Source organism: Lacticaseibacillus zeae subsp. silagei, assembly GCF_030770335.1.
GTDB lineage: Bacteria > Bacillota > Bacilli > Lactobacillales > Lactobacillaceae > Lacticaseibacillus > Lacticaseibacillus zeae.
In genome coordinates this window covers 638389-652708 of sequence record NZ_CP132484.1, presented here as the reverse complement: position 1 = coordinate 652708, position 14320 = coordinate 638389, and the positions used below count along the sequence as shown (strand labels likewise).

General features: G+C 48.6%; 12 protein-coding genes. 4 read left to right on the top strand and 8 right to left on the bottom strand.

All coding sequences use genetic code 11. The features are described from left to right. Nucleotides 1–180 precede the first annotated feature (180 nt). The 4 genes from LACZS1_RS03045 to LACZS1_RS03030 all read left to right on the top strand — a co-directional run bounded on the left by LACZS1_RS03045 (nt 181) and on the right by LACZS1_RS03030 (nt 5271). Complete coding sequence (locus LACZS1_RS03045; protein WP_070652103.1) at nt 181–900, top strand: glycosyltransferase family 2 protein; 720 nt, start codon at nt 181–183, stop codon at nt 898–900. A 228-nt stretch (nt 901–1128) separates the two neighbouring features. Next, nucleotides 1129–2646, top strand: a complete 1518-nt coding sequence (glpK, locus tag LACZS1_RS03040) for a glycerol kinase GlpK (RefSeq protein WP_070652102.1) — start codon at nt 1129–1131, stop codon at nt 2644–2646. A gap of 49 nt (nt 2647–2695) precedes the next feature. Then, nucleotides 2696–4549 (top strand): type 1 glycerol-3-phosphate oxidase, encoded by a 1854-nt coding sequence (glpO, locus tag LACZS1_RS03035; protein ID WP_070652101.1) that lies wholly within the window; start codon nt 2696–2698, stop codon nt 4547–4549. Between the two features lie 14 nt (nt 4550–4563). Next, complete coding sequence (locus tag LACZS1_RS03030) at nt 4564–5271, top strand: MIP/aquaporin family protein (protein WP_070652100.1); 708 nt, start codon at nt 4564–4566, stop codon at nt 5269–5271. A 166-nt stretch (nt 5272–5437) separates the two neighbouring features. Here the strand turns inward: LACZS1_RS03030 and celB are convergent, their stop codons facing one another. From celB to LACZS1_RS02990, 8 genes are all read right to left on the bottom strand, one after another. Continuing rightward, nucleotides 5438–6799 carry a PTS cellobiose transporter subunit IIC gene (celB, locus tag LACZS1_RS03025; protein ID WP_093997871.1) on the bottom strand — a complete coding sequence of 454 codons (1362 nt, stop codon included), beginning with the start codon at nt 6797–6799 and terminating at the stop codon, nt 5438–5440. Nucleotides 6800–6938: 139 nt separating this feature from the next. Next, a complete protein-coding gene (locus LACZS1_RS03020) occupies nt 6939–7466 on the bottom strand; it encodes a hypothetical protein (RefSeq protein WP_083311637.1) in 528 nt (175 codons plus the stop codon). After that, nucleotides 7441–7800: a PTS cellobiose transporter subunit IIA gene (locus LACZS1_RS03015; RefSeq protein WP_047107274.1), complete on the bottom strand. Its 360-nt coding sequence runs from the start codon at nt 7798–7800 to the stop codon at nt 7441–7443. The genes LACZS1_RS03020 and LACZS1_RS03015 overlap by 26 nt, the downstream gene beginning before the upstream one ends. Nucleotides 7801–7805: 5 nt before the next feature. Continuing rightward, nucleotides 7806–9794 carry a BglG family transcription antiterminator gene (locus tag LACZS1_RS03010; protein ID WP_070652099.1) on the bottom strand — a complete coding sequence of 663 codons (1989 nt, stop codon included), beginning with the start codon at nt 9792–9794 and terminating at the stop codon, nt 7806–7808. Between the two features lie 85 nt (nt 9795–9879). Then, nucleotides 9880–10194 (bottom strand): PTS cellobiose transporter subunit IIB, encoded by a 315-nt coding sequence (locus tag LACZS1_RS03005; protein WP_010493446.1) that lies wholly within the window; start codon nt 10192–10194, stop codon nt 9880–9882. A gap of 58 nt (nt 10195–10252) precedes the next feature. Then, nucleotides 10253–11686: a 6-phospho-beta-glucosidase gene (locus tag LACZS1_RS03000; RefSeq protein ID WP_070652098.1), complete on the bottom strand. Its 1434-nt coding sequence runs from the start codon at nt 11684–11686 to the stop codon at nt 10253–10255. Nucleotides 11687–11996: 310 nt separating this feature from the next. Next, complete coding sequence (locus LACZS1_RS02995; protein WP_070652097.1) at nt 11997–12611, bottom strand: uracil-DNA glycosylase family protein; 615 nt, start codon at nt 12609–12611, stop codon at nt 11997–11999. Continuing rightward, the gene (locus tag LACZS1_RS02990) at nt 12575–14251 is read right to left on the bottom strand and encodes a MutS-related protein (protein ID WP_306402900.1); all 1677 of its coding nucleotides are present in this window, start codon (nt 14249–14251) and stop codon (nt 12575–12577) included. The genes LACZS1_RS02995 and LACZS1_RS02990 overlap by 37 nt, the downstream gene beginning before the upstream one ends. Nucleotides 14252–14320 lie beyond the last annotated feature (69 nt).

The following is a 14320-nucleotide window of genomic DNA, read 5'->3' as shown; positions in this document are numbered from 1 at the left end:
TTTAATATCCACTTGCGCTTATGCCGGTTTGATCAGCGTGCTTGCAGGCACCCAAGTCATTTTAATTGACGCCTACCCAAAACTGACGATAATAATCAGAGCAAAGAGCCGATATTGCAATGATTTAACCGCTTCGGCACTGTGGAGAATTGCGGTGCCGCCAAGGAGGTTTTGGTTTTTATGACAAATTTGGATTTAACCATCATTGTGCCAACGTACAATCTTGGCCGGTATCTGCCGGCTACCCTTAAAACCATTCAGGAACAGACGATTGATGTTGAGTTGTGGCTTATCGATGATGCTTCAACGGATCGGACGGCGCAAACCGCGGCCGATTTTGTACGCGGCGTGCCAAATTACCATGCTACGGCTTTTGATCGTCATCGTGGTATTGGCGCCGCCCGCAACTTTGGGATTGATCATGCCAGTGGTCGGTTTATTGCTTTCGTTGATGGTGACGATTTGATCGCGCCTACTTTTGCCGAGACCCTTGTCCGCGGCTTCACGTCAGGTGTCGTTGCGACCGCGGTTGGTTACGATTGGTGGCATCGCAGCCGCGGCGGTCCTGATCGGTTCCGCTTATTGTCCCAGGCCGAAATGTTTGAACAGGTTTCTCATCACGGGACGGAAATCGGCGGGTATATTTGGAACAAAGCCTTTTCCCACGCTGCTTTGGATGCCGGCAACATTCGCTACAAAGAGCAGCTGCGAATCGCCGAGGATTATGACTTCACAGCCGAGTATGTTGCTCATACCCGCGGCAAGTATGCGTATAATCCAACGGTTCTGTACAAAAAAATCAACCGCCCGAATAGCACGATGCACAATTTTTCTTGGGACGATCGGCGACAGGAAGACAAAATTTTTGACCACATTTATCAGCTCAAACAACTCATCTAATCAGCCTTACCTAACCCGGCCGCCATGCCGGGTTTCGTGTTTCTGAATGCATAAGCCTAATGAAATTTAGGTGAATCTATATTCTCAATTGCGAATATAGGTCTTATGGTTAAAATAACTTATGATTTATATAAGCATAATGCTTGCATTCGTCCCGGCGATCGGGTATAACTATTACCGGAAACGTTTTCATTGTGTGCAATTATATTTCACTGGAGGTAGCTAATCGTGACAAACGAACAACAATATATTTTAGCGATTGATGAAGGAACGACCAGCACCCGGACCATCATCATCGACCATAATGGACAAAAAGTGGCGGATGCACAACGCGAGTTTCCGCAGTATTTTCCGCATCCCGGTTGGGTAGAGCATAACGCTAACGAAATCTGGAACGCTGCCCTGTCAACGATTGCCACGGCTTTCATTGAATCCCATATTCAGCCGCGGCAAATCGTCGGCATCGGCATCACCAATCAGCGGGAAACCACGGTTGTTTGGGATAAGCAAACGGGCTTGCCGATTTATAACGCCATTGTCTGGCAATCCCGGCAAACCAGCGAGATTGCTGATCAGCTCAAAGCCGATGGATACGACGATCTTATTCACGATGCTACGGGGCTGCTGATTGATTCTTACTTCTCAGCAACCAAAATTCGCTGGATTCTGGATCACGTTCCGGGTGCCCAGGAACGTGCGGAAAAAGGTGAACTGCTTTTTGGAACGATCGACACCTGGCTTTCCTGGAAGCTGTCCGGCGGCGCGATTCACGTCACGGATTACACCAACGCCTCGCGTACCATGCTGTTTAACATTCATAAGTTGGATTGGGACGACGAGATTCTGCGCATTTTGAACATTCCTAAGCAAATGTTGCCGGAAGTCCGCAGTAACTCGGAAATCTATGGCGATGCTGCTGCTTATCACTTTTTCGGCAGCACGGTTCCGATCGCTGGCATGGTCGGGGACCAGCAAGCCGCTTTGTTCGGTCAGTTGGCGATTCAACCAGGTATGGTCAAGAACACTTACGGAACCGGTGCCTTCATTGTCATGAACACCGGCGACAAACCCACCCTTTCCAATCACAACCTGCTGACTACCATCGGCTATGGTCTTGATGGCAAAGTCACCTACGCACTTGAAGGCTCGGTCTTCGTTGCCGGCAGTGCCATTCAATGGCTGCGCGATGCAATGAAAATGATTGAACGCTCAAGCGATTCAGAAGCCGCCGCTTTGGCATCAAAAAGTCAAAATGAAGTCTATGTTGTTCCCGCCTTTACCGGTTTGGGGGCTCCTTACTGGGATTCCGATGCCCGCGGTGCCATTTTCGGGATTACCCGCGGTACGACCCGCGAAGATTTTATTAAGGCAACTTTGCAATCGCTTGCATATCAATCCCGCGATGTTGTCGACACGATGAACGCCGATACCGGTATGCCGATTCCGGCACTACGCGTTGATGGCGGGGCTGCCAATAATGATTACCTGATGCAATTCCAAGCCGATATTCTAGGGATTCCGATCGAACGGGCCGCGAACCTTGAAACCACCGCGATGGGCGCTGCCTTCTTTGCCGGCTTGGCTACGGGCTTCTGGAACAACACCGACGAACTGCAAAGCATTGTCAAGGTCGGCAAGCGGTTTGAGCCACAAATGGACGCCGTCGATCGTGACTATCTGTACGAAGGCTGGAAGCAAGCGGTTGCCGCCACTCAGATGTACAAGCATACGGACAAACACAACTAATTCTTTTTAAAAAAATCATTCAATCATTATTCAAAAGGAGTTTATAAAAATGGCATTTTCAAATGAAACCCGCAAACAAACGATTGAACAATTAAAGCAAACCGAACTGGATCTTCTGGTTGTCGGTGGCGGCATTACCGGTGCCGGAGTGGCGATTCAGGCGGCCGCAAGTGGCATCAAGACCGGCTTGATCGAAATGCAGGACTTTGCTGAAGGCACCAGTTCACGTTCGACCAAACTGGTCCACGGCGGCATCCGTTACCTTAAGACATTTGACGTTGGCGTTGTTGCCGATACCGTCAAGGAACGGGCCGTTGTTCAAGGCATCGCGCCGCACATTCCGCGGCCATTCCCGATGTTACTGCCGATTTTCCAGGAACCTGGCAGCACTTTCGACATGTTCAGCATCAAAATCGCGATGGATCTTTATGATCGGCTGGCAAACGTCGAAGGCTCGCAATATGCCAACTACACCGTTACGAAAGATGAAATTCTACAACGTGAACCGCAGCTTGAAAAAGACGGGCTGCAAGGCGGTGGCGTTTACCTCGACTTCGTAAACAATGATGCGCGCCTGGTTATCGAAAACATTAAAGAAGCGGCTGAACTTGGCGGACTTATGGCCAGCCGCGTGAAGGCGATCGGTGTCTTGCACAATGACGCTGGCCAAGTCATCGGTTTACGCGTCAAGGATCTTTTAGATGACAGCGAATTCGATATTCATGCCAAACTCGTGATCAACACCACCGGTCCATGGTCCGACAAGTTTAAAGCGCTCGACAAGAACGAAAATCAGGCCCCAACACTGCGTCCGACTAAAGGGGTTCATCTAGTTGTCGATGGTTCCCGTCTGCCGGTACCGCAACCGACTTATATGGATACGGGTTTGAATGACGGCCGGATGTTCTTCGTGGTGCCGCGTGAAGGTAAGACTTACTTCGGTACGACCGACACGGACTATACCGGCGACTTCAAGCATCCACGCGTCGAGCAAGCCGATGTGGATTACCTGCTGAAAGTGATCAACAAGCGCTTCCCGGAAAGCCACATCACGATCGACGACATCGAAGCCAGCTGGGCCGGTCTGCGGCCACTGATTGCCAACAACGGCAGCTCCGATTATAACGGCGGTGGTGCCAATACCGGTAAAGTTTCCGACGATTCGTTCGAAGCCTTGGTCAAAGTCGTTAACGATTACGAAGATAACCAAGCAACCCGGTCCGATGTTGAGCACGCCATTTCCAAACTGGAGACCGCGCATGCCGAAGCGTCCCTGAGTCCATCCCAGATTTCCCGCGGTAGCTCCCTTCGCCAAGCTGATGATGGCATGATCACGCTGTCCGGTGGGAAAATTACCGACTACCGGAAAATGGCGGCTGGTGCCCTTGCCTTGATTCGTCGTGTCTTGGCTGAAAAATTTGCGACCGAAACCCGCACCGTTGATTCTAAAAAGCTTCAAGTCTCCGGCGGTCATTTTGATCCGACCAATGTTGACGATACGATTGCGTTCTACACTCGGATTGGGATTGACGCTGGCATGCCTGAAAAAGACGCCGCTGACCTTGCCAATCGCTACGGCTCCAACATCAGTCGCGTGGTTACGTATGCTGACGGCCAGTCGGCACCAGGTTTGAGCCTCAAAGAAACCATGAGCCTGCGCTATTCAATCAATGAAGAAATGACGCTGACGCCGGTTGATTACCTGTTGCGCCGGACCAATGCCATTCTTTTCCATGCTGAAACGCTGGATGATTTGAAACAGCCGGTTGTGGACGAAATGGCCCGCATCTTGGGTTGGGACGAAGCAACCAAGGCACAACAGCTGGCTGATTTGGAACAGGCCATTAGTGAGAGTCGGTTGGATGACTTGAAGAAGGCGCCGGCTTCGGCTCCTCAAGCCTAGAAAGGGGCACCCATATGTGGACACAAGCATTAGGTGAATTCATTGGTACCTTCGTTTTAATCCTCCTTGGCGATGGCGTGGTCGCAGGCGTGTCACTAAACAAATCCAAAGCTAATGGTGCCGGTTGGGTTGCCATTACCCTAGGATGGGGATTGGCCGTGACCATGGGCGTTTATACCGCCGCCTTCTTAGGACCGGCACACCTTAACCCCGCAGTCACCGTAGCGTTTGCTGTGATTGGCAAATTCCCTTGGGCGTGGGTCATGCCATTTATCATCGCCCAGTTACTGGGTGCGTTGCTCGGAGCAGCTGCTGTCTGGTTGCATTACTACCCGCACTGGGCAGCCACCAAGGATCCTGCAGCAACCTTAGGCGTCTTTGCCACTGGCCCGGCCATTCGCAGTTACGCAGCCAACTTCATTTCCGAGTTCATCGGGACTGCCGTCTTAATTTTCGGACTGTTGGCCTTCACCAAAGGCAAATGGACAGATGGCCTGAATCCAATCGGCGTCGGCATCCTGATCACCGCGATTGGCTTATCACTTGGCGGCACCACTGGTTATGCCATTAACCCGGCCCGAGACCTTGGCCCGCGGTTGGCGCATGCCATTTTACCAATTGCCAACAAAGGCGATTCCGACTGGCCATATGCCTGGGTACCGGTTTTAGGCCCACTGGCAGGCGGCGTGGCAGGCGCGTTGATCTTTGCGGTTTTGCCTTAATCATTAAACAATTCAAGACACAAAAAACCGACATCGCGATTGATGTCGGTTTTTGTGTATACCTTTGAATCATCCTAAACAGCAAGCTTCCTATAAGCTGAAACTGTTCCAGCATCTTGCGAACAGCTTTTTTGGCTATACAACGATAGTCATACGATTGAGAGTGCTATGCTCCAGCCTCTTTTCCAGTAGCAACCTGCTTTTCGTCATTGACCAATTTAGCATCGTACAGTTTGATAAACGGAAACCAGATCAGAAATGCCACGATGCCACACAGGATCGCCACAATTACCGCTCGTATATCGACGGTACTGATCAATGCGCCGAAGCCCATTGGTGATGGCCATGGTGCCTGCGTGATGATCGGATTGATTAATCGAAAATAAAAGGCAGCATAAGCCAATGAAGCACTTGCCATCGGTGCCAAGAAGAATGGAATCGCCAGATAAGGATTATAAACGATTGGCAGACCGAAAATCAGTGGCTCATTGATATTGAAAAATGCTGGCGCTAACGATGCTCTCCCCAAAACCTTCAGCTGTTCCGAGCGTGCAGCAAAGGCAATGAAAATGCAAAGACCAAGTGTGGCCCCGGAGCCACCCATAATCGCAAATGAGTTGTTGAATTCCCCGGCAAACGGAATATGTGCACCTTTTGCATTAGCAGCCATGTTGGTCAGCAAAATCGGGCCGATAAAAGCACTGATAATGTTTGCGCCATGAACACCGACAATCCACAGGGCATGGATCAGGAATTCGATGACGATGACCCCGACCCATGTACTCGTCAGATTGGTGACAAAACTAAACGGAATTGAAATCATTTTGAAAATATCCGTCCCTAACAAGACAAGCGAGCCATTGATGACCATCACAACAAGGGCAATGACAGCGGTTGGGATCAAAGCAGTGAACGAACGGGAAACACCTTCAGGGACAGCTTCCGGCATTCTGATCGTCCAATTATGCTTGACACAAAATTTGTATAAATAGACAGCCACAATCGCCATAATAATTGCTGTGAAAATGCCTGAAGTTCCCAGACGATCGATCGTTGCCGTCATTCGAAAGCCACTGATTACTTTTTCTTTTGGCGTAATGGTATTCAGTAGAATAATCTTTCCGCCCTTGACAACTAACTCAGGCAAACACATGAAAAAGGCAAAAAGTGACAAGAACGCGCCGTTTAGCGGTGCAACTTTCAGCTTATCCTCTGTTTGAATGATTCTGGTCAGCTCATAGCCGATCGCCAGCGCAAAGTACATTGCTAAGATGCCCATGGTCGCTGTGTTGATGACCATATAAAGATCACTGAACTTCATAAAGGTGGCGTTCCAAAAACCGGCTGTCACCGGCCAAACTAAAGGGATAACATTAAGAACCAACACCATTGAGCCGACAATTGTGAAAGGAATACTCGCCATGCCGGCTGCCATGACCGCACGTACAATCCGATATTGGGCAACCTTCGACATGGGTTTAAGCAAGGTCTTCGTCATAAAATTGAAAAAGCGCCCGTTATTTTCCATTACAGATTCCTCCTACTTTTATGAGCGGGCCAGCGCGGTAATACTTGCGATGACACCAAGAATGACACTTAATGGTCTTAGATCTCATGACCGACATTTAACCATCTTGTGTTAAAAAGCTTCTGCGCCGCAAAGTTTGTTACTTGTGAAGCGTTGCTTGATATGCCTTCAAACGACCATAAAGTCGATCCTTGTTCTGCTCAATCAAATGCAGCCGGCGTAACGACCAGCCACCAAGGCCAATACCGATCAGCAAAATCAAAAGAACAATGCCGCGGTTGTTATTCGTGTCGCGAACGAAGGGGTATAACGCATTGAATAGTGGCGTCACGATCAAAATACTGAGGCCAATGTTCACCCCTGTTTGGCACCGGAAATAAAGTGTGGTATATGGCAAGTGATTCGTTGGGGTGCCAAAGAGTTTAATTTGTTCATAAATCACCGGAATTGCAAGCACCATTAACCCCACCGGCAGCCATTTGCTCCAAAGATTGCTAGCAATGATTGCCCACCAAAGATTAGCAAAGAAGAACACAGCGGTTAGATAGCGAATACCTAAAAATCGATTGAACCGCATACTTTGTAAACTAAGTGCTTGGCGATTTTTATCAATGGTCGTCGTTGTTTGTGTTTGTATGTTCTCACTTGCCTTTATCTTCTGGTTCATCGTTTTTCAACTCCCCCGCAGCAGCCTGATTGCGATAAAGGTGCTCCATTTCCAGTGCAACTTCGCGTAACGTCATCGTGGTCATCAAGTGATCCTGGGCATGAACTAAAATGATCTCCATCTCGATCTTTGTACCACCGGCATATTTCTTTAAGAGATCGCTTTGTGATTGGTGTGCTAGTAATAATTCGTCATTTGAAGCCTTTAATCGTTCATCGGCTTTGTCAAAATCGCCAACACGCATAGCCGCGAACGCCTCATGAATCATGGTTCTTGAATTACCGCTATGCAAAATAATTTCAAATGCAATTAATTGAATATCATCTGAATTCATCGGCACTATTCCTCCTCCATCATTTGTAAAAAGCGGTGACGAAAACTTTTAAAATCAGGGGCTGCCACTAATGACGTTTGCCAATCCGCATGGTCAGTCAACGCAACAATTGTCTGGGTGACCGAGGTCAGCCCTCGATTCCCCAAATAAGAAGGTGACAGAAGAAACACGAGCTGGACAGCTGGAAAGCTTTCGGACCATTTCAATCCCGCAGGAATGACGCCAATGGCAATTTGGGTAAATTGGCCGACTGGCATTGCCGGATGAGGAACAGCGATTTTTGGACTAAATATAATGCTGCTCATCTGTTCGCGTTGATGTACTTGAGCTTTTAACTCGTCGGCAAAATTAGCCGGTTCAAGAAGCGCTAATTGAGCGCAAAGGTGATTTAAAACCGTCTCGCGATTAACCGGCTCTGTCCACCGTACAAATCGACTAGAACCAGTAAATTGATCAAAAAGGCTTTTATCGACAGCCGCAATAGCCTCGACTTTTGAAGTTGCTTTCCCATGTGGGCGATTATGCGTCTCCAAAAATTGACGAATCGCTCGGACATCCATTTCGCCCAAGAAGACACTGACCTGAATGACTGGGACACGCAGCACCTGGGTCGATAAATCAATCGCTGAAATGATTAGATCAACGTCAGCCAAACTTTCGTCATCGACTTCGTAATAACCTTTAACTCCGACAATATTCAGTGCCTCGCCAAACTCCTTTTGCACGCGATTGTTGAGTAACTCTGCACTGCCATAACCGGTGGCACAAATAATCAAGGTCCGCAGTTTATGGGCATTATGATACTTTTCGACTGCCGCCATGAGATGCATCGCCATATAGGCCGTCTCGTCATCGTTAATCGTGTACGCAGACAATATTTTTGACATGCCTAGAAAGCGCTTGGTGTCGGCAAAATATTGCGGATAGTGGGTCTTGATTTCTTTTAACAGTGGATTTTTAAGCTGAATGCCTTGCTGTAGCCGTACTAACATCGGCTTGATGTGTTCGGCCAGACTCTTTCTTAATGCATAATCCGTGCTCACTGGATAACCTGTTTCTGTTTCGATTCGCTTAAGTACTTGATCCATGTCTTTCCAAAGAGCCTGGTCAGTCGAATCTTGCGGATTTCCCTTTGCCATCGCAACAAGCTGAATCGCTAAATAAGCAACTTCACTTTCCGGAAACTGCAATCCGGTACTTCTGGCGATCCGTTTCATGATCCGCTCAGCCACTGCATCATGCCGCTGATGTTCTGGCGCTTGTTCAACCTTCACAGGAGGTAAACTGTTTCCTTTTCGAACCCGCTCGATGCTGAGTGCCAGGTACAAGACAATATTTTGAATGATGAAATCTGACAGCCGTAAACTGGCTTCGCGGCATTCATCGATCACGACGATCGTCAGCTGTTCAAAACTGACATCGGCAAAGAACGACTTGTTTTCCATAAACCGTTGAAAGTTATTCTGACCATGGCTAAAGAAATAATCCAGAATGAAATGTCGCCGATTGCGTTCTGTCCCGACAACATAAAAGCCTTTGTTCGCCCTGCTCTCAAGATGCAATGCATAAGGCTCCAGCTTCTCACGGACAGTAATCATGTCTTTCGAAAGTGTTGAGCGACTGACAAACAACCGATCAGCGAGATCATCCATGAGCAATGCCTCGTCCTCGATTAGCAGTTTATTGAGAATATAATTCTGGCGATCAATCGACTCGGACGCCGTTGCAGTATCATCGACTTTTGGACTTAACACCTTATGCTGGTTTAAAAACAGATCAAACGCCACCGGGTGGAGAATATGTAAGCGATAACCGAAACTCGGCTTCGCTTCGAGACTCGCACCATGTTTTTCGATCATGACTTTTAAACTTTTAACATAGCTTCGAACCGTCCTAGGCGTCATCAAAAGTGTGTTTGCCAAGTCTTTACTCGTGACATATTGATCCTGATTCTCAACGAGATAAAGCATTAACTCGCGCTCTTTCTGCTTCATCCAGACGGCCTCCTCGTATCCGGTCTTTACTTCGCGGCTTTCTACATAAGTGTGTTGTCGTCGCCGACCTGAAGGAAAGATAACTTCAGAGATTTTTTTCAACCAACTTGGCCATTTTCTCGATCCCCATTGGAATTGGAATATACGCGTCAAAGGGAATGCTGACGACTGGCTTGCCTACCTCTTTGCCAACTTTCTGGAAGTTATCCAGATACATGTTGGTCTGCGGTGAAATCAGGAAAAGATCGAAGTCGCCGTTGCGGATTTCATCTTCACCTTCAGTTGCCGTGACAGCATCTAACTGAATGTCCTTACTATGTGCCTTAAAGTAATCTGTGGTTTTCTTTGCCATCATGGATGATGACATTCCTGCTGCACAGATGATCAATGCTTTTTTCACGATACAGTCTTCCTTTCCTACTTGACGGCCAGCGATCACACTGCCGACTGCCATTGTCTTAACTCAGATTCTCGCCGTTGGACGTGATGACCTGTTTGTACCAGAAAAATGAATCTTTACGGCTACGAGCAAGCGTTCCTTCGCCTTGGTTGTCCTTATCAACGTAAATGAAGCCATAACGTTTGTCCATTTCGCCGGTTCCGGCAGAAACTAGGTCAATCGGGCCCCACGGTAAGTAGCCGATTAAATCGACGCCATCTTCCGTCACTGCCAGTTTCATTTGTTCAATATGTGCGCGTAAATAATTGATGCGATATGAATCGTGAATCTGACCATTCGCCTCGACTTTGTCATACGCGCCGAAACCATTCTCAACAATGAACAAGGGTTTACGATACCGATCTGTCAGCCAATTCAGCGCGTACCGCAACCCGCGCGGATCAATTTGCCATCCCCAATCGCTAGCCTTCAGATAATTATTTTTAACCAGTTGCTTTAAGTCGAAATCGTCAAAAGATTTAGCTGGATCCTTTTTAACAGCGTGCGACATGTAATAACTAAGCCCAATATAGTCGACTGTGCCATTTTTCAGAATCTGGCGGTCTTCTGCAGTGATTTCAGGCGTAATGCCTTTGCGCTCCCAATACTTGAGCAACGTTGCCGGATAATCACCATGAACGTGCACATCAGCAAAATAGTAATTGTGTTCCATCGCTTTTTGCGCCAACAACACGTCCTCAGGATTCATGCTGTATGGATAAATCGGCCCCATCGCGATCATGCAACCGATTTGCAGCGTTGGATTGATCGCGTGACCGATTTGCACGGCTTCTGCACTGGCAACCAATTCATTGTGGGCTGCCTGATACATGATGGCCTCCCGATCATCGCCAGGTTGATAACGTAAACCCGAGTTGGTGAATGGTGCAAAATCATCAACAAAGTTTGCTTGGTTATTGATTTCGTTAAATGTCATCCAGTACTTAACCTTGTTCTTATACCGTTCGAAACAGGTAGTAGCGAATCGAACAAAAAATTCAATCAACTTACGGTTTCTGAATCCACCATATTCAGTCACAAGGTGATACGGTAATTCAAAATGTGACAAGGTGACAACCGGTTCGATGCCGTTCCTCAATAGTTCATCAAAGAGATCATCGTAAAACTGTAAGCCCGCTTCGTTTGGTTGAGTCTCGTCGCCATTTGGATAAATTCGTGTCCACGCAATCGAGGTTCGAAAACTGTTGAAGCCCATTTCCTTGAACAAAGCGATGTCTTCCTTGTAACGATGATAGAAATCGATCCCATCATGGTTTGGATAATATTCTCCTGGAACCACGCCGTCTGTGATCGTCCGCGCTTTTTCCGGACCACCCACCGTCATAACGTCGGCAACACTGACACCCTTTCCGTCTTCTTGCCAAGCGCCTTCCAGTTGATGGGCAGCAACCGCACCACCCCATAAAAAGTCTTTAGGTAACTCTGTTGTCATGTTTGAACCTCCTCCTCTTGTTCTTACATGAACCAGCATAATATGTAACCGGTTACACGACCATATCAGCTTTTTCCGCATAAATGAGGAAACGGACTAGCAAAAAAGAAGCAGTCGTATTTTTAACCGATTCCTCTGCGCTGCATTTGTCTACTAAAAAACGGCTCCCATTTAGGAAGCCGCCAATCGTTCGAACGATCGATCAATATTGCGGGTAACTAGGCCGCGATGATCTTCGAATGACACTTATACTTAGCTCTAAACACACATTATCATTTTCGGTACTTGCCGTCATTTTTTGAGTTCCGAATCACTTTATCAACCGCGCCACCCGCTTCTGCAATGCCGGCACAACCTCATCCATGAACCACGGATTGCGATTCACCCAGCCGTAGTTCAACGGCGAAGGATGGACGATCGGGAAGTAGGTCGGTAGATACGCCCGGAAATTTTTGACGGTCGCCGTCAGCGTCTTTTCCCGGCGTTTGCCGAGGTAGTACTTTTGCGCATAGGCACCGATCACAATCGTCAACTGGATGTGTGGCATCAGTGCCAACAACGGGGGATGCCACTTAGCCGCAAAGTCTTTTCTTGGCGGTAAATCCCCTGACTTGCCTTTTCCCGGATAATAAAAGTCCAGCGGCAGGACGGCGATTTTACCGCTGTGATAAAATTGGTCGTTCGTCACGCCCATCCAAGTGCGCAAACGGTCACCACTCGGATCATTCCAGTAGGTTTTCGTGGTTTGCGCTTTCCGGCCAGGCGCCTGACTCGCAATCAGAATGGTTGCGTCTGGCTCGATATGGTAAAGCGGATCCCACCCCTGCGCAGTGAAGTCTGCATTGGCCGGATCACGCCGGATTGCTTCAAAAATCTGATTGTCTGTTGTCACGCCTGAATGCCTCCTTGTCGATATCTCGGCCATGCTTTGGTCCGTTCAAAATCAGCCGCAAGCGTCCGCGCGTCTTTGATCAACGTCTCCGGATACGCCATTGTGGCCAATAAGGTGATCGCATTATGCGACGTCGCCGGGCCTTGATGCAACAAGTAGTCAAAGACAACGCCATCCTTTTTGGTCACCTTTTCCTGAAAATGCCAGTTAACGCATTGTTCACCCATGATATCGGTCAGCTCGTTATCATGCGTCGCGACTACCACCAAACTGGGATAGTGGCTTAACCAGTTGATCACACTGGCCGATGCGGCAATTCGTTCGACCGTATTGGTGCCTTTCAGAATTTCATCAATGAAGCCGTAAATCCGCTTGTTGGTCGCAACCGCATTTAAAAGCCGGTGAATCGCCTTGATTTCAGCCACAAAATAGCTGTCGCCTTCACTTAAATCATCCCGGATCGCCATGGCCGTGATCACCAGCCCCGGTTGGAGCGACATGTCCTTCGCCAAAACCGTGTTGATCGTTTGCGCCAATATCGCGTTGACGGCGATACTTTTGACATACGTTGATTTGCCAGACGCGTTGGCACCGGTAATCAAGGCGTTCTTCTGCCAGTCAACCGGATTGGCCACCGGATGTTTGAGCAACGGATGAACCAGCTCCTTCGCTGTCAGCCCGCCATCCGCAAAAACCGGTTGGCTGCTGTCGCCATGCGCCTCGCGAAAATTAGCAATCGCAATCGCTAACTCCAAATCGCCTAACGCCTGCCACAAAGTTAACGCCTCCGCATGCCGACTATGCAATCGCGTCAGGACGTTGTTATAGGCGATAAAGCCCAGCATAAACATACTGCTAAAATATTCAGTCATCATATCGGCACTGCTGTTATCGCGCGTGCGGAAAACAAAGGCAAGCCGCGTGATCCCGCGCATCGGCTTCAACGCGGTGCGCAAAGCCGCTTGCGTTGGTTGGGCAATTTTGACGAGATGTTCAGCCGTCACAATCGTGCGCACCAAATACCCCATCGCCATCACTTCGGCGTCCAGCGCCTCCCTTTTCAAAACGTAATAAAAAAGATTCACCATGAGGCTCAACGTCGCCACCGCCACCCCAAGTGCTGGCACCAACGGAATCAGGAGCAGGCCCAAAACCGGTAACCCGCCTAAAACTTTAAAGCGCCACGCATGCGGCAAGGCCTCTTGCGTCGTCGTACGCAGATAATGCTGACTATTATTCGCCGCTTCCGTGCCCAAACCAGCAAACGCAAGCTGAACTTTAAGCCGCTCCTCGGCGTGCGTGCGAAAAAAGTCAATCAACGTTTCGTTAACATCAGGTTTGCCCAAATCGTAAGCCCGCAACTGAGCATACACCCGCTCCGCACCAACGCTGCTCTGTGTGGCATTAAGTTGTTTAAACACCTCAAACATGTCCAAATCCTGCCACGTCAAATCATCAATGAGACAATCATGATTAACCTGCGCCTCATGATCAAGATACGCCGTCTTTAAATAGCGCTCGCTACCACCACGCTTAACCGGCAACGTCCCCCAGTCAGCAAGCAGCTGCCACTTCAACTTCGCCTGACGCCGCCACGCCAACAGCAGATTAAGCACAACGACGGCAACAGCAAAGCCGCCAACACCAAGCAAAATTATCACGGGTTGGGTCATATCGATCATCCCTTCTTATGCACCAGGTCACGGGTTCATACCGGTCATTTATCACACAAATCTAATGAT